This window comes from Dermacoccus sp. PE3, from assembly GCF_001021715.1.
GTDB lineage: Bacteria > Actinomycetota > Actinomycetes > Actinomycetales > Dermatophilaceae > Dermacoccus > Dermacoccus abyssi.
In genome coordinates this window covers 20,655-37,448 of sequence record NZ_LDCM01000005.1, presented here as the reverse complement: position 1 = coordinate 37,448, position 16,794 = coordinate 20,655, and the positions used below count along the sequence as shown (strand labels likewise).

Genomic DNA, 16,794 nt, shown 5'->3' with positions numbered 1-16,794 from the left:
CATCATTTCACGGCGTCGGAGGCCGCCTGCATCATGTCCGCAATGGGGGCGGGCGTTGCCGTGAAGAGTTCGAACTGTGCGGCGGCCTGATGGACGAGCATGTCGAGTCCGTTGACGACCGTGGCACCGCGCTCCTGCATGACCTGCGCGAGGCGCGTCGGCCAGTCGGCGTACACGACATCGAGCACGTAGGGCCCGGCCGCCGGCCCGATGCGCAGCGAAGGCGCGTCGACGAGGCGGTCGGCGACGACGTCGGCCCCGCCCTGCGGAAGCGTGGAGACGACGAGCAGACAGCGACCGACGAGGGCCGGCACCTCGTCCGCGTCCTGGCGGACGACCTGTGCGTCGATCCCGAGCTTGTCGGCGAGGGCCAGGGTTTCGGGACGTGCCGTGGTCCGCACGACGAACGTCACGTCGCTGACACCGAGCTCGGCCAGAGCCGCGATGACGGCGCGAGCCGTGGCGCCCGAGCCGAGAACGACCGCGTGCTGGGTGCCCTCGCACCCCGCACCGCGCAGGGCACCGACGACTCCGGCGACGTCCGTGTTGTCGGCATGCCAGCCGTCGTCCGTACGCACGAGCGTGTTCGCCGCGCCGACGCCCCTGGCGAGCGGCGTGGCCGTCGCGGCGGCCGCCAGGGCGGCCTCCTTGCACGGCATCGTCACCGAGAGGCCGTGGACATCGGCGTCGAGTCCGGCGAGGAACTCGGGCACCTCGTCAGCCGTCACCTCGGCGCGGTCGTACGACCAGTCGGTGAGGCCGGCCACCCGGTAGCCCGCCTCGTGGATGACAGGCGAGCGCGAGTGACCGATCGGCGAACCGATGACGAGCGCCCGAGGCATCAGCACTTACCAGGGTTCTTCTGGCACCACTCGCGGAACTTCTTCTCGTTCTCGAGCTGCTGGTCGTAGGTCTCCGAGAAGAGCGTCTCGCCCGTCTCCTGGTTGACCGTGACGAAGTACTTCCACGGGCCGGGCGTCGGGTTGGCTGCCGCCTTGATCGCCGCGGCACCGGGGCTGTTGTACGGCGTCGGCGGCAGACCCTTGTGCTTGTACGTGTTGTACGGGCTGTCGCTCTGACGGTCTTCGTTACTCGTCGTCACCGTGCCGCGCTTGTGAATGATGTAGTGCACGCTCGAGTCCATCTGCAGGGGCATGTCCTCGTCGAGGCGGTTCTCGATGACGCGGGCGACCTTGCCGTCGTCAGCGCCGGCCGGCGACTCGGCCTGCACGATGCTGGCCTTGGTCAGCACTTCCTGGAGCTGGTCGGCGCGAACGTCGAGCGAGTTGAGCTGGTCCTTGGTGTTCTTCACCATGGCCTGCAGTTGCTCCTTGGCCGTCATCGACTTGTCGAAGTCGTAGGTCGAGGGGAACAGCCAGCCCTCGAGCTTGCCGTTCATCGACTTGGGCAGGCCGAGCTGGTTGGCGGTGACCTTCTCGTACTCACTCACCGGACGACCGCTGCCCTTGGAGAGCTTGGCGAAGATCTCGCTCTGCCACAGACCTTCCTGAATGACGATGCCGCCGCCGACGCGGTTCTTCGGGTCCTGCAGGGCCGTCAAGGCGGACTCGGCGCTCTGCTTCTTGCGCAGCTTGTAGGTACCCGGGGTGAGGTTGACCTTCGGGTTGGCAGCCATGGCCTCGACGAACGCGGACGTCGACTTCGTGACGCCGGCCTCGACCAGGGAGGAACCGATCGTGCTGCCGGCGTCGCCCTTGTTGATCTTCACCTCGACGGTCTCGTCCTCACCGGCGCCGTCGTAGTCGCCACCCTGGCTCTGGAACGAGGGCAGGCCGAGGCCGAGAGTCCGCCAGGCGAACGTTCCGCCGACCAGGACGAGAAGGAGGGCGAGAACGAGGGGAACCATGCCGCGGCGACGGTTCGGGTTGTAGTCGACCGACGTCTCCCCCGCCTCACGACGACGCTCCGCTTCGCGCAGTGCCTCGTCGCGGTCGCGTCGCTCACGACGCGTCATGGCCGGATTCTTGCGGGCCTTGGGCAACGCGGCGCGAGTCTGCGCTCCGCGCTCTCCCTCACGACGCACGGCCTGGCTCGGGTCGACCTCGTCCTCGGCGCGGCCGAAGAGTCGATCTCGGGGCGAACTACCCATGGTGCGAGCCACCTTCTTTCGTCGTGCGCCGGGCGCGGGGTTTGCGCCCACCGACCTCGGCCCCGGGGGGCCGGCCGGTTCCGCGCTCGGTGTCGAGCGCAGCTTGCAGGATGAGCACCGCCGCCTGTTGGTCGACGTGCGTGCGGTGCTTACGTCCCGCCACCCCGCTCTCGTGCAGGGCACGGTGTGCGGTCACCGATGTTAGACGTTCGTCGACGAGAACCACGCGAAGCTGCGGCCGAAGGCCCTTCAGCGTGTTGGCCCACGCCCGGGCCGCCGCCGTGGACGCAGTGTCCTCGCCCTTCATGTTGAGGGGCAGCCCGACGACGACCTCGAGCGCCTGAGCCTCGTCGGCCGCTTCCGCGACGGCGACGACGTCCTTGTTCGTCGACTCCGCTCGAGCGAGCGTGCGGATCGGGGTGGCCATGATGCCGGAGGGGTCACTGGCCGCCAGGCCGACACGTACCGTGCCGACGTCGACGCCCAGTCGCACTCCGGTTCTCATGGCCACCCCGCCCGTATCAGTTCGTGACCGTGCGGCCGACGGTGTGCTCGACCTCGGCGAGCGCCTCGCCGAGCTTGGAGGCATCCTGGCCACCGCCCTGGGCGAGATCCGGCTTGCCGCCGCCACCGCCGCCGAGGACACCGGCCGCGACCTTGACGAGGTCACCGGCCTTGACGCGCCACTCGCGTGCAGGGGCGTTCGTCGCCACGACGACGACCGGACGGCCCTTGCTCACACCACCGACAGCGACGACGGCCGGCGAGGAGTCACCGAGCTTCGAGCGCAGGTCCATGGCGAGGGTACGAGCCGAGTCACCGTCGAGCGAGTCGTCGTGGTGGGAGACGAAACGGACGCCGAAGACGTCCTTCGCGTTCTCGACGAGCGAACCGGCCGCGGCGGCCATCTGCTGTTGCTTGAGGCGGCTGATCTCGCGCTCGGCGTCCTTGATGCGGGTGAGCATCTCGGAGATCTTCTCCTTGAGCTCACCTGGCTGCGCCTTCGTCATCGACGTGAGGTCGGCGACGAGGGCGCGCTCCTTGGCGAGGTAACGCAGGGCGTCGATGCCGACGAAGGCCTCGAGGCGCCGCACTCCGGAACCGACCGACGACTCGCCCGTGAGGGACAGTGCACCCACCTGCGAGCTGTGGGCGACGTGCGTACCACCGCAGAGTTCACGCGACCAGGGGCCGCCGATCTCGACGACGCGCACCTGCTCGTCGTAGGTCTCGCCGAAGAGGGCCAGCGCGCCCCACTTCTTGGCCTCGGGCAGCGTCATGTACTGCGCGGAAACCGGCAGGTCGCGGCGCACCGCGAGGTTCGCCACCTCTTCGATCTCGCTGCGGGTCTCGGGCGAGAGCGCCGAGTTCCACGCGAAGTCCAGACGCAGGTAGCCGGGCTTGTTGTACGAGCCGCTCTGGAGCGCGGACGGGCCGAGCACCTCGCGCAGGGCAGCGTGCACGACGTGCGTGCCCGAGTGCGCCTGGCACGCGGAGATTCGCCACTCGGGGTCGACCTTCGTCTGCACACCCTCGCCGACGCGCACAGGGCCGTCGAGCACCTCGACGGTGTGCGCGATAAGGCCCTTGACCGGGCGCTGCACGTCGATGACCTTGAGTCGGCCACCGGGTGTGACGATGATGCCCTCGTCGGCGATCTGACCACCGGACTCGGCGTAGAACGACGTGCGGTCGAGCACGATCTGACCATTCTGGCCCGGCTCGAGCTCCTCGACAGCCGTACCGCCGGAGACGAGACCGCGCACGGTCGCCTCGGCCTCGAGGCCGTGGTAGGCGAGGAACTCCGTGGCGCCCTGCTCGCGCAGCTGCGTCCACACGGCGACGTCACCGTGACCGGTCTTCTTCGCCTTGGCATCGGCCTTGGCACGCTCGCGCTGCTCGGTCATGAGGCGACGGAAGCCCTGCTCGTCGACGCTGACGCCCTGTTCGGCCGCCATCTCGAGCGTGAGGTCGATCGGGAAGCCGTACGTGTCGTGGAGGCTGAAGGCCTTCTCCCCCGACAGCACCGGCGCAGCACCGGAGCCTTCGCTCGACGTCGCCTGCTTGGCCTTGTTCACCGCGGTGTCGAGGATCGTCGTGCCCTGTACGAGCGTGCGGCGGAACGCCTCTTCCTCGGCGTAGGCGATCTGTGAGATGCGCGCGAAGTCCGTCTTCAGTTCCGGGTACGACTGCGACATGCGCTCCATCGAGATCGGGAACAGGTGCGGCAGGGCCGGGTCGGCGTAGCCGAGCAGGCGCATCGCGCGCACGGCGCGGCGCAGCATGCGGCGCAGCACGTAGCCGCGCCCTTCGTTGCCGGGCGTGACGCCGTCACCGATGAGCATGAGCGAACTGCGCACGTGGTCGGCGACCACCCGCAGGTGCACGTCGTCGGGGTGGCTGCTGGCCGACGACTGGCCCGAGTGCGCGCCGTAGCGCTTGCCGGTCATCTCGGCCGCCATGTCGAGGACGGGGTAGACCTCGTCGATCTCGTAGAGGTTGTCGACGCCCTGCAGCAGCGACGCCATGCGCTCCAGACCCATGCCCGTGTCGATGTTGCGCTTCGGCAGTTCCCCGGCGACGTCGAAGTCAGCCTTGCTGCGCACTTGCGACAGTTCGTACTGCATGAAGACGAGGTTCCAGATCTCCATGTAGCGGTCCTCGTCGACCGCCGGGCCGCCCTCGGTGCCGTACTCGGCGCCGCGGTCGAAGAAGATCTCCGAGCAGGGGCCACCGGGCCCGGGCACGCCCATGCTCCAGTAGTTGTCGTTGGCGTCACGACGCGTGATGCGCTTCTCGTCGACGCCCACGACGTTCTTCCAGATCTCGAAGGCCTCGTCGTCGGTCTCGTACACCGTCGGCCACAGGCGGTCGGCATCAAGTCCGTAGCCGCCGGCGCCCTGGTCGGTCGTCAGCAGTTCCCAGGCGAACTTGACGGCGTCTTCCTTGAAGTAGTCGCCGAAACTGAAGTTGCCGTTCATCTGGAAGAACGTGCCGTGACGGCTCGTCTTGCCGACCTCTTCGATGTCACCGGTGCGAACACACTTCTGGACGCTCGTGGCACGCGTGAACGTGGGCGTCTGCTGGCCGAGGAAGTACGGCTTGAAGGGCACCATGCCCGCGTTGACGAACAACAGGTTCGGATCGTCGTGGATGAGCGGGGCGCTCGGCACGACCGTGTGGCCCTTGCTCTCGAAGAACTGCAGCCAACGGCGCCGGATCTCGGCGGTTTCCATCAATCGCCCTCACTGGTAGGTGTCGTACGGGTGTGCGTCCGCCATCATCCCATGCGCGACGGGAGTTCGAGTGCCCCCACCGGCGCGGGTCGCGAGGCGCAGCGGGTCAACGCTGCCTCGTCACGCTCCCTGAGGTCTTCCCGCTCATCGCCTGCTTGATGCCGTAGCCCACCGAAGCGACCTTGAGCATCGGCCGACCGACGGTTGCCACGGTGAGCGAGGTCAGCGCGTTGAGGTTGTTGGACATGGTCGCAAGGTTGGCGGTGATGGCGTCGAGTCGTTCGATCTGGCCGTTCGTCGCGGAAACGGTGTTCGTCATCTCGGTGATGAGCGGCAGGGTCTCGTCGCTCACCTTCCGCACAGCGGCGCTGGCCTCGTCGAGAACGGCGCCGGCCTTGTTGATGACGCCGCCGAGGCGCCACACGAGTACGGCGAACGCCACCGCCGCAATGAAACCGGCGATCTCACCCACGGAAACGCTCATCTCGTCACACCCCTTCTTCCGCGCCCATTATGACCGCACACGTCACAGCCCTCCCGCGCGGGAGCGGGAGGGCTGGACGCGCACAGTGCGCAAACCTAGTGAGCTGAGTCGGCCACCGATGTGGCCGCGCGGCACTGACCGATCGACCCCACGTCACACGACGTCGGTGCGAACCTCCGGGAAGTGGCAGGCGACGCGGTGGCCCGGCGCCACCTCGGTGGCCTCGGGCTCGACCTGGGCGCACAGGTCCTGAGCCTTGGGGCAACGCGTGCGGAACACGCAACCCGACGGCGGGTTCTGCGGGCTGGGCAGGTCGCCCTTGAGCAGGATGCGCTCACGCTTGCCCTTGAGCGTCGGGTCCGGAATCGGCACAGCCGAGAGCAACGCGTGCGTGTACGGGTGCTGCGGCCGCTCGTAGAGCGTGTCGCGATCCGCGTCCTCCATCACCTTGCCCAGGTACATGACGATGACGCGGTCGGAGATGTGACGCACGACGGACAGGTCGTGTGCGACGAAGACGTACGCCATCTTGTCGCTCTCCTGGATCTCCTCCAGCAGGTTGACGACCTGAGCCTGGATCGACACGTCTAGCGCCGACACCGGCTCGTCACAGACGATGACCTGCGGCTTGAGCGCGATGGCTCGGGCCACACCGATGCGCTGACGCTGACCACCCGAGAACTCGTGCGGGTAACGGTTGTAGTGCTCGGGGTTGAGGCCGACGCGCTCCATGAGTTCCTGAACCGCGTTCTTCACACCCCCCTCGGGCTTGACGCCCTGGATGTCGAACGGCGCCGCGATGATCTTGCCGACCGTGTGACGCGGGTTGAGTGAGCCGTGCGGGTCCTGGAAGACCATCTGCAACTCACGACGGATGCGACGCAGGTCGCCGCCCTTGAAGTTGGTGATGTCCTCACCGGCGAACTCGATGGTGCCGCCCGTGGGTTCGAGGAGCTTGAGCATCGTGCGCCCGGCGGTCGACTTGCCACAACCCGACTCCCCCACCAGCCCGACCGTCTCGCCGCGGCGGAGGACGAGGTCGATGCCGTCGACAGCCTTGACGGGGTTGTCGGGGCGACGGATGAGGCCCGCTTTCTTCTGCGGGAAGTGCTTCTGAAGGCCGCGGACACGCAGCACCTCTTCACCGACGGCGACCTGCTTGGCGCCCTCGACGGTGTTCTCCTGTGCGGGGGTGGTCATGCGTCGTCTCCCAGCTTGGTGGAGCCGTGGGCCTCGACGGGTCCAGCGGCGGCGGGGGTGTCCATGGTGCGGGCCTGCGCCGGCTTCATGTGCTCGGCCTTCTGCTCCTCGGTGAGGAAGCAGCGGGCCTGCTGATCACCGAACGTGTAGAGATCCGGCATCTCGGTGTCGCACCGGCTGCCCGGCACCAGGTGCCTGAACGCGCAGCGGGGAGCGAACGAGCATCCCTTGGGCAGGCTGATGAGCGACGGCGGGTTTCCGGGGATCGGGTCGAGCTTCTCGCGGCGGGCCTCGTCGAGGCGCGGCATCGAGTTGAGCAGCCCAACGGTGTAGGGGTGCTGCGGCTTAGCGAAGGTGTCGTAGACATCTCCGCGCTCGACCGGGCGGCCCGCGTACATGACGAGCAGGTCGTCGGCGACGTCGGCAACGACGCCGAGGTCGTGCGTGATGATGATGATCGCCGACTTGAACTCCTGCTGGAGGTCCAGCATGAGGTCCAGAATCTGCGCCTGGACCGTCACGTCGAGCGCCGTGGTGGGCTCGTCCGCGATGAGCAGCTTGGGGTCGTTGACGAGCGCCATGGCCGTCATCGCGCGCTGACGCATACCGCCGGAGAACTCGTGCGGGTACTGGTCGACGCGCTTCTGCGGGGACGGGATGCCGACACGGGCGAGCATCTCGATGGTGTGCTCGCGAGCTTCCTTCTTCGAGGCCTTCGGGTGGTGAACCTTGTAGGCCTCGATGATCTGCGCGCCGACCGTGTAGTACGGGTGCAGCGCCGAGAGCGGGTCCTGGAAGATCATCGACATCTTCTGGCCGCGCAGTTCGCGAAGGCGGTCTTCCTTGATGGTGAGCAGGTCGTCACCGTCGAAGTCGATCTGGCCACTGATCTGCGCGTTGGTTCCGCGGTTCAGACCGAGGATTGTCGTACTCGTGACCGACTTGCCCGAACCGGACTCACCGACGATGCCAAGGGTCTGGCCCTCGTAGAGGTCGAAGCTCACACCGTCGACCGACTTGACGACACCGTCGTCGGTCGGCCAGTGGACCTTGAGGTCGCGCACCGACAGCAGCGGACGGCCGGACTTGTCGACGACCTTCTTACCGGGCTTCTCAGCCGAAGCGGTGAAGCGCTCCTGTGCGTGCTTGGCGTCACCGGCGCCCACCTTGGCAGCGGCGGTGGCGACAGCGTCCCCGGCCTTCGACACTGCGGCCTCGGCCGCGTCCCCGACCTTGTCGGTGACGCTCCGTGAGTCACTGCCGAGGTGACGGGCGTTCGAGTTGGGCGTCGAACCGCCGGAGTTCTTCTTGAGCTTGTCAAACATGCGGTTCTCCCTCATCCCAGCTTCACGCGCGGGTCCACGACCGCGTAGAGCACGTCGACGACGATGTTCATCACGATGACGAGCGCCGACAGGACGACGACAATACCGACGTTCATGGGCAGGTCCGGAACGAGCGTCGAGTTGACGACCAGCTTGCCCAGACCGTCGTAGTTGAAGACCGATTCCGTGATCGGTGCACCGCCGACCAGGACGGCGAAGTCGATACCGGCCATCGTCATGATCGGGGTGACGGCAGCACGCATCGTGTGCTTCCACAGGATCTTGCCCTTGGCCAGACCCTTGGCCTTGGCCGTACGCAAGTAGTCCTCGCTCATGGTCTCGAGTACATAGGCACGCGTCATACGGACATATCCGGCGGCCGTGAACAGCGCCAGGGTGAGCGCCGGGAGCAGCAAACCCTTGAACCAGCCCAAGAGCCCGCCTTCTTCGATCGTTACGTACTCGGGCACTTCGACCAGGCCCCACTTGAGTGCGACGAACTGGTAGAGCAGAAGCCCCATCGCGAAGGTCGGGAAGGAGTAGAAGAACAGAGCGGTACCGACGACGGATTTGTCGACGAACGTCCCGTTCGTCAAAGCCGCGACGATGCCGAGTCCGACCCCCAGGACTATCACCAAAGTGAACGCGACGATGGCGATGGAGAACGAGATGGGGAACGCTTCCTTCACCGCGTCCGTCACGCTCTGACTTGCCAACGGGGAGTACCCGAGGCAAGGAGCCTCGCACTCGGCGATCGTCTCCGGCGCCTTCGCCTTCAGTTCGGGGTCGTCGGGGAACTCGCGCCCGGCGACTGTGCCCTTGACGAAGTCACCCCACTGAACGAGAACCGGCTTGTCGTACCCGAGGGCCTTGCGGTTCTGCTCGATGAGCTGCGGCGTGCAGTTCTTGCCGCAGGTCTGACGGGCCGGGTCCTTGCCGGCGGCGAAGAAGAGCACGAACGTCACGAGCGTGACCATGAGGAGCATGATCAGACCCGAGAAGATTCGGCGGATGACGTAGGCAACCATGAGCTTCCGGCCCTCGCGGGCTGTCCTCTCGAACGGGGAACAGGATGAGTTCGAAAGCCGGTCTGCGACCGGCGAACCGGCGGGGCATCGGTGGATGCCCCGCCGGTCAGGTGGTGATCAGGCGATCACTTGGAGACGCCGATGGCACCCAGGTCGGGGTACATCGAGGTCGCCGGGTTGTTGATGTAGTTCGTCACCTTCGAGCCACGCAGGTAGTAGAACTTCTGGATCTCGAGCGGGATGTACGCAACGTCCTCACCGAGCTTCTTGTCGATCTGCTTGTAGACCTCACCGGCCTCGTCGACGGACGTCTTCTTGGCCGCCTCGTCGATCATCTTGTTGACCTCGTCCGACTTGTAGTTGCCGTAGTCCTGGCCGTTCGACTTCTCGGTCAGGTTGAGGCGGCTGTCGAAGAGTGCCGGGATGACGGTGCTGGCCGACGGCCAGTCCGAACCCCAGCCGCCCCAGAACACGTCGCCGTCGGCCTTCGGGTTCTGGATGACGTCGTAGTACGTGTCGGTCAGACCGTTGAGCGTGACCTTGAAGCCGGCCTTCTCCCAGTTGTCCTTCATGGCGCCGGCCTGCTTGTCGGCGGTCGGCGTACCACCGGAGTAGGTGAACTTGATGTTCTTCTCGGACGCCGGAACGCCCTCGAGGAGCTTCTTCGCCTTCTCGATGTTGCCCTTCGGAACGTCCGTGAACGCCGGGTTCTTGGCGTAGGCGGTGGTCAGCGCGGGGTTGATGATCGAGTACGAGGGTGCGTAGGCCTTGTCGCCACCGCCAGCGGTGATCCAGGCGTCCTGGTTCGTCGCCGCGAGGAGGGCCTGACGGACCTTCAGGTTCTTCATCTTGTTGAAGTTCGGGACGAGGTAGTCGACGTAAGGCGACTCGACGTTGACCGAGCGCTTCTGCGAGTCACCCTTGATCTGGCCGTACATCGACGGCGGGATCGCGCGGTCCGTGATGGCGGACTTGTCCTTGCCACCGTCGGCGATCAGACGCTGGTTGATGATCTCGTTCGTCAGACCTTCCTTGAACTCGATCTTGTCCGGGAGGGCCTTGCGGACGCCGTCCGTCTTGGCGTCGTAGTGCTCGTTGCGCACGAACGTACCGCCCGTGCCCTTCTTCCAGGTGCCCTGCAGCTTGTACGGGCCGTTGGAGAAGATGGCGTAGTTGCTCTTGTCGCCCTTGTCCTTGTCCTTGCGGTACGGGTCGAACGCACGCAGCGACGCGACGGCCAGGTTGAAGTCCGGCCACGCCTTGTTGAACTTGTACGTGATCGTCTTGCCCTCACACGTGACGGCCTTGTCGAACTCCGCCTGGCCTTCCTTCTTGTAGGGGCCGTTGTACGCGGGGGCGTCACCCTTCTTCGGGATGTCGAGGAAGCCGATCGCGTAGTTCGGGCCACCCGTGATGACGTCGGTGGCGAACGTGCGGCTCAGGCCGTACTTGAAGTCGGCGCAGGTGATGTCCTTGCCGTCCTCCCACTTGACGCCGTCCTTGATCGTGAACTTCCACGTCTTGCCGCCGTCCGACATCTTGCCCGTGTCGGTGGCGAGGTCGGCGACGGGCTTGTCGGCCTTGGCCTTGTCCTCCGTGACCGGGAACTGCACGAGCGAGCGGTACGTCAGGCGACCCAGGTTGGACAGGTCACGACCGATGTACATGCGCTGCGGGTCGAGGTGCTCCGCGGGGCGCTTTGTCAGGTAGTAGAGCGTGCCACCCGACCCCTCGGCGCCCGAACCCCCGGACTTGTTGTCACTCGAGCCGCCGCCACATGCAGCGAGGCCCATCGAACCAGCCACCGCCACGGCGAGGATGGAATACGACTTCTTGTTCATCGTCATCTCCTTGATGAAGCAGGATCCGCCGAGGCGATCCAACTGGCCTGACCGTTGCTGGTCAGGAGTACGGGGTGCCACGTGTCAGTGGCGGTCGGCCTTGGGGTCCAAGGCGTCGCGGAGGCCGTCACCGACAAGGTTGAAGCTCAGCACCAGCAGAGCAACAGACAGGGTCGGGGCGAAGAAGTAGAGAGCGTTGGTCTGCGCGTAGGCAACCGAGTCGTTGATGATGTTTCCCAGCGTCGGGGTGGGCGCCTTGATGCCGACCCCGAGGAACCCGAGGGCCGCCTCGGCCGAGACGAAGACCGGGAACAGCAGCGTGGAGTACACGAGCAGCGGGGCCCACAGGTTGGGCAGCAGCTCGGTGAAGTACAGGCGCTTGTTCGAGGCGCCGAGGCTTCGAGCGGCTTCGACGAACTCGCGGTTGCGCAGGGTCATGACCTGACCACGGATGATTCGCGCGAAGGTCGGCCATCCGAACAGGCCCAGGACGAGAATGACGTAAAGGCCCATCGCGACATTGCCCTTCGGAACTCCGATGTCTTCGAGGCGCGCGACCAGTGTTCCCGAAAGAGCGAGCAACATGAGCGTCTGCGGGAAACACAAGACGAGGTCGATCAAACGGCTGCACAGGAAGTCGACCTTGCCGCCGGAGAAGCCCGCGATGAGACCGATCACGAGACCGATGCTGATCGCCACGATCGTGGCGCACAGACCGACGATGACGGAGAACGTCACACCCAGCATGAGGCGGCTGAGCAGATCTGTGCCGCTACCGGGAACAACCCCCAGCAGGTGGCTTCCACTGATGCCGACCTTCGGGTTACCCGAGGAGTCGATCAACTCGCGGTGGTTCGTGAAGGGGTCGATGACGCCCATCTTGTCGAGGATCGGCGAGGCGATCGCGCACAGGATGAACAGAGCCGCGATCATCATGGCGGCGAGGGTGCCCTTGTCCTTCTTCAGGCGACCGAGGGCGATCTGCCGAAGCGAACGTCCTTCGATCTTCTTGGGGCTCTCGGACTCCGCGCCGTCGGGAGAGAAGTTCTCGACGTTCGGATCGCCGGTGACCATCGTCAAGGCTCTGCCCTTTCGGTAGCGACGCCCTGTGGGGCGCTTCGGTCCGCGCGCGAAAAACCTGTTGCGGGAAGGTGTCCCGCTGTGCGCACCCACAGATCATGCCTCAGCGAAGGTGTGATGCAAGCCTTATCGAGGCACGGTCACCAGATCGTTACCTTTCTCAGCCCATGAGACGAGGGGTTAACAAAACACGGCCAGGGGCGGAAACTCTCGCAACGTTTCTCAGCGCGGTGCATCGCCTTGCACGCTCAACGGCCGCGAATTGTCGCGCGCAGCGAGCGCCACCGCTCGCCCAGCCGTTCCTCCCAGCCGCGTGCCGTCGGCGCGTAGTAGTCCGCGTCCGCCACCAGATCGTCCGGTAGGAACTGTTGCGGCCCGACACCGGACGGTTCGTCGTGCGTGTATCGATATCCGGCCCCGTGGCCGAGCTGCGTCGCCCCGGCGTAGCCGGTACCGCGCAGATGAGGTGGCACGGCGCCTCCGCGCCCGGCACGGACATCGGCGATGGCGGCGTTGATCGCCGAGTAGGCGGCGTTCGACTTCGGAGCGAGACAGTTGTGGACGACGGCCTGGCCGAGGATGATCCGAGCCTCGGGCATGCCGATCTGCGCCACGGCGTGCATGGCGGCCACTGCGGTCTGCAAAGCCGTCGGATCTGCCATGCCAATGTCTTCACTGGCCGCGATGACGATGCGGCGTGCGATGAAGCGCGGGTCCTCCCCCGCCTCGAGCATGCGCGCGAGGTAGTGAAGTGCGGCATCGACGTCCGAACCGCGCATCGACTTGATGAGGGCCGACGAGACGTCGTAGTGCTGGTCGCCGGCACGGTCGTAACGAACAGCGGCCGCAGCCATGGCCTGTTCCACCGAGGCCAACGAGATCTCGCTCCCCCCTGCGTCCGTGGTGACGCCGGCGGCAGCTTCGAGTGCCGTCAGAGCTCGCCGGGCGTCACCCCCGGCCATGCGCACGAGATGGTCGCGCGCGTCGTCCGCGAGCGTGAACGCGCCTGCGAAACCCCGCTCGTCGGCGAGGGCACTGGCGATGACGGCGGCAACCTGCTCGTCGTCTAGCGACTTGAGCGTCACGAGGACGGAGCGTGACAACAGGGGCGCGATGACGCTAAAGCTGGGGTTCTCCGTCGTGGCCGCGACGAGGATGACGGTGCGGTTCTCCACTCCCGGCAGGAGCGCGTCCTGCTGTGCCTTGGAGAAGCGGTGGATCTCGTCGAGGAACAGCACGGTCGAGCGTCCGTACATCGCGAGGTGACGGCCAGCCTCCTCCATCGCCTGCCTCACGTCCTTCACGCCGGCGGTAATCGCGGAGAGCTCGACGAAGCGTCGGTCGGCGCTGCCCGCGGCCAGGTGCGCCAGCGTCGTTTTCCCTGTTCCCGGAGGACCCCAGAGGATCGCGCTCATCGGACCGGCAGCCCCCGATTGACCTTCGATGAGTCGACGGAGCGGCGAACCGGGCTTGAGGACGTCACCCTGCCCACGCACTTCCTCGAGCGTCCGCGGACGCATTCGAACGGCCAAGGGCGCCATGGCCCCGCTGGCTGCCGTACCGTCGCGACGTTCACCGTCGAGTTGGTTCGAGAACAGGTCATCGCTCATGCGCCCAGTCAATCAGGTGGACCCGGCAGCACCCCGCTAGAGTTGGGCCGCCAGAACGAGAGCGGAGATGCACCATGTCCCAACCGAGCGGGGTCAAGGCGACCAGGCAGCGCTTCAACGTCTACATCGGCTGGATCGGGGTCGTCATCGGAGCGCTCCTTGCCGTGGCCGGGGCCTTCTCCCACAGCGGACGCCCGATGCTGTACTTCGGCGCCGCGTTCGCCGCGCTCTCGTTCTGTGTCATGGCGCGTCCGAGCCTGCGCTTCACCGCGGACGCCGTGATCGTGAGCAACGTCGTGCGTGAGGTCACTCTTCCGTGGGAGGGCATCTCCCACACGGATTCGCGGGGAAGCCTCATCATCCACGACAACGACGGTGGCCGCACGACCGTCTGGGCAATCGGCTCCCAGAAGGCACGCAGTGACCGTGACATGCAGACCTCCGGCGCCGCGGGTTCGTGGCGCCCCGAACCCGGATCCCTGGTGGAATTGCCGACATCGTCACGTGCGTTGCGCGAGGCCATCAATGCAGAGACCGTCGACAACCCCACCGGCACCCCGTCGGGCAAGTCCGTGCGTTTCCTCCCGCTCCCGACCGCACTCATGGTTCTTGCCGTTGTCTGCGTCGTCGTCGGGATTCTTGCGTGACCACCCGAACCTCCCAGGGCGGGCGCTACGGACACTTCGTCGCCCGTCGCGCGAAGTGGATCGCACTCGCGTGGCTCGTCGGCGTCGTGCTCGCTTTCGCCGGCACGAGCGGAGCCTTCGGCGGGGGCGGACTCTTCGGGCAACTGCAGCAGAAGGAGCCGTACGTCCCCGGTGAGTCCCACTTCGGCAACGAGAAGCTCCTCACCGGTGACAAGGCCGGCGGCAGCGTCCTCGTGCGCATCGACGGTCTCGACCGATCCGAGCAACGCTCCCTCGGCCCGCGCCTGCAGAAGGAGATCGACGCTGCCCCGCGCACGAGGTCCGTCGAGTCGGCCTTCACCCCCGCGGCTCGGGATCCGCGCGTGGCCGCGGTGTACACCTCGAAGTCCGCCCCACAATCGGTCGTTTTCGTCGCGAGCCTCGAGCCGGGTTTGGCCAAGGCCGACCAGGAGAAGGCCTCCAGCGAAGTCACTCGCCGCGCGAAGGCCGTCGTCGGCGATGCCGGCACCGTTCGCACCGGTGGTTCGGTCGAGGTGCTCAAGCGCATCACCGACCAGGTCCAGGAGGATCTGCGCACCGGGGAGGGAATCGCCTTCCCGCTGACACTCGTCGTCATGGTCATTGTCTTCGGCGGCTTCATCGCAGCGGGCCTGCCTCTCGCGGGTGCGATCTCCTCCATCGGTGGCGGCCTGCTCGCCCTCTTCGGATTCGCCCAGTTCACCGAACTCGACGCCACCGTCGTCAACATCGTGACGATCCTGGGCCTCGGCCTGTCCATCGACTACGGCCTGCTCATCGTCGGGCGATTCCGCGAGGAACTGTCACGCCTGCGTGGTGACGACCGTGAGGCTCGGGACCTGAGCGACGCGGAGCTCGATCTCGCGACGGCTCGCACGCTCTCCACAGCGGGACGTACCGTGCTGTTCAGTGGCCTGACAGTCGCCATCTCCGTGTCGGGTCTGCTCCTCTTCCCGGCCTCGGTGACGAAGGCGGTCGGTCTCGCAGGCCTGTCCGTCGTTGTCGTCGCGTGCCTTGCTTCCCTCACCCTCGTCCCCGCATGCGCCCGCCTCGCGGCGCGGCGACTCGCTCGCAAGCGGGTCGTGCCGGACGCGGACACGGGTCGTTTCGCCTGGCTCGCCCACGGGGTGCAACGTCACATCTGGGTCTCCATCGCCGCTGTCGTGGCCGTGCTCGTGCTGCTCGCCACTCCCCTCGCCGGCCTGCGCCAGGTCAGTTCCACCGGCACGATGCTGCCCAAGGAGGACACGCAGCGGGTGCTGCTCGCCGATTTGCGCGAGGACTTTCCCGCACTCGCCGAGCCCGCGGTCACCGTCGTCGCGAAGACCGACGTCGCGACCGCGAGCGCCTGGGCCACACGGGACGTTGCGAAGGTTGAGCACGTGAGCGGGATCAACCCGACGCGCGATCTCGGCGACGGCTATGTCGCAGTCGGTGTTCGCGTCGCCGGTGCGACGCCGTCCAACGGGCGAACCGGCCAAGTCGTCTATGCCCTGCGCTCAGACCGCCCTGAGTTCGACACCTGGGTGACGGGTCAACAGGCGAAACTCGACGACTACAGCAAGGCCATCACCGCCCGCGCTCCACTCGTGGCACTCGTCGTCGCACTCGCGACGCTCGTCCTGCTCTTCCTCATGACCGGTTCGCTCGTGCTCCCGCTCAAGGCGTTGATCTTCAACGCGCTGTCACTGGCAGCGAGCCTCGGCGCCATGACGTGGATCTTCCAGAACGGGCACTTCGAAACCCTGCTCGGCTACACGAGCAACGACGCCGTCGAATCCACCGTGCCCGTCATTCTCTTGGCGTTCGGGTTCGGCCTCGCCATGGACTACGAGGTCTTCCTCCTGTCACGCATCGTCGAGGCGCACGAACAGGGCGACGACGACGCGCGAGCCGTGGCCGTCGGCATCCAGCGATGCGGCCGGATCGTGACGAGCGCCGCACTGCTCATGATCATCGTCATGCTCGGCTTCGCCGCGGCCAAGATGATCGTCGTCAAGCAGCTCGGCGTCGGACTCGCGCTGTCGATCGCGCTCGATGCGACGCTCGTGCGCATGATCCTCGTCCCCGCGACGATGACGCTCATGGGCCGGTGGAACTGGTGGGCGCCGGCGTTCCTCAAGCGCTGGCACGCCAGGTTCGGCTTCACTCACTGACCGACGGAAACCACCAGATGAGTCGCGATGCGGACTCATCGGGTGGTGCGTTGGCGGAA

Annotated in this window: 13 protein-coding genes; 2 read left to right on the top strand and 11 right to left on the bottom strand. The window is 66.5% G+C overall.

What is annotated here, in order from left to right:
- Nucleotides 1–2 precede the first annotated feature (2 nt).
- The 11 genes from AA983_RS12760 to AA983_RS12710 all read right to left on the bottom strand — a co-directional run bounded on the left by AA983_RS12760 (nucleotide 3) and on the right by AA983_RS12710 (nucleotide 13,914).
- Nucleotides 3–842 carry a shikimate dehydrogenase gene (locus AA983_RS12760; protein WP_197079027.1) on the bottom strand — a complete coding sequence of 280 codons (840 nt, stop codon included), beginning with the start codon at nucleotides 840–842 and terminating at the stop codon, nucleotides 3–5.
- The gene (mltG, locus tag AA983_RS12755) at nucleotides 842–2,110 is read right to left on the bottom strand and encodes an endolytic transglycosylase MltG (RefSeq protein WP_156170416.1); all 1,269 of its coding nucleotides are present in this window, start codon (nucleotides 2,108–2,110) and stop codon (nucleotides 842–844) included. Before mltG ends, AA983_RS12760 begins: the two co-directional genes overlap by 1 nt.
- Nucleotides 2,103–2,615: a Holliday junction resolvase RuvX gene (ruvX, locus tag AA983_RS12750; RefSeq protein ID WP_047312686.1), complete on the bottom strand. Its 513-nt coding sequence runs from the start codon at nucleotides 2,613–2,615 to the stop codon at nucleotides 2,103–2,105. The genes mltG and ruvX overlap by 8 nt, the downstream gene beginning before the upstream one ends.
- 16 nt (nucleotides 2,616–2,631) lie before the next feature.
- Nucleotides 2,632–5,346: an alanine--tRNA ligase gene (gene alaS, locus AA983_RS12745; protein WP_047312685.1), complete on the bottom strand. Its 2,715-nt coding sequence runs from the start codon at nucleotides 5,344–5,346 to the stop codon at nucleotides 2,632–2,634.
- 106 nt (nucleotides 5,347–5,452) lie between these two features.
- Nucleotides 5,453–5,830, bottom strand: a complete 378-nt coding sequence (locus AA983_RS12740; RefSeq protein ID WP_047312684.1) for a DUF948 domain-containing protein — start codon at nucleotides 5,828–5,830, stop codon at nucleotides 5,453–5,455.
- Nucleotides 5,831–5,983: 153 nt separating this feature from the next.
- A complete protein-coding gene (locus AA983_RS12735) occupies nucleotides 5,984–7,030 on the bottom strand; it encodes an ABC transporter ATP-binding protein (protein WP_047312683.1) in 1,047 nt (348 codons plus the stop codon).
- Nucleotides 7,027–8,355 (bottom strand): ABC transporter ATP-binding protein, encoded by a 1,329-nt coding sequence (locus tag AA983_RS12730; protein WP_231579607.1) that lies wholly within the window; start codon nucleotides 8,353–8,355, stop codon nucleotides 7,027–7,029. Before AA983_RS12730 ends, AA983_RS12735 begins: the two co-directional genes overlap by 4 nt.
- Before the next feature lie 11 nt (nucleotides 8,356–8,366).
- A complete protein-coding gene (locus AA983_RS12725) occupies nucleotides 8,367–9,383 on the bottom strand; it encodes an ABC transporter permease (protein WP_047312682.1) in 1,017 nt (338 codons plus the stop codon).
- Between the two features lie 125 nt (nucleotides 9,384–9,508).
- Nucleotides 9,509–11,224 (bottom strand): ABC transporter substrate-binding protein, encoded by a 1,716-nt coding sequence (locus AA983_RS12720; protein ID WP_225911158.1) that lies wholly within the window; start codon nucleotides 11,222–11,224, stop codon nucleotides 9,509–9,511.
- Nucleotides 11,225–11,308: 84 nt separating this feature from the next.
- Nucleotides 11,309–12,298, bottom strand: coding sequence for an ABC transporter permease (locus AA983_RS12715; protein WP_047312680.1), 990 nt, complete (start codon nucleotides 12,296–12,298; stop codon nucleotides 11,309–11,311).
- 254 nt (nucleotides 12,299–12,552) lie between these two features.
- A complete protein-coding gene (locus tag AA983_RS12710) occupies nucleotides 12,553–13,914 on the bottom strand; it encodes a replication-associated recombination protein A (RefSeq protein ID WP_047312679.1) in 1,362 nt (453 codons plus the stop codon).
- Between the two features lie 74 nt (nucleotides 13,915–13,988).
- On the opposite strand from AA983_RS12710, the gene AA983_RS15695 reads away from it, so the two are divergent.
- The gene (locus AA983_RS15695; RefSeq protein ID WP_047312678.1) at nucleotides 13,989–14,561 is read left to right on the top strand and encodes a PH domain-containing protein; all 573 of its coding nucleotides are present in this window, start codon (nucleotides 13,989–13,991) and stop codon (nucleotides 14,559–14,561) included.
- A complete protein-coding gene (locus AA983_RS12700; RefSeq protein WP_047312677.1) occupies nucleotides 14,558–16,735 on the top strand; it encodes an MMPL family transporter in 2,178 nt (725 codons plus the stop codon). Before AA983_RS15695 ends, AA983_RS12700 begins: the two co-directional genes overlap by 4 nt.
- Nucleotides 16,736–16,794: the final 59 nt, after the last annotated feature.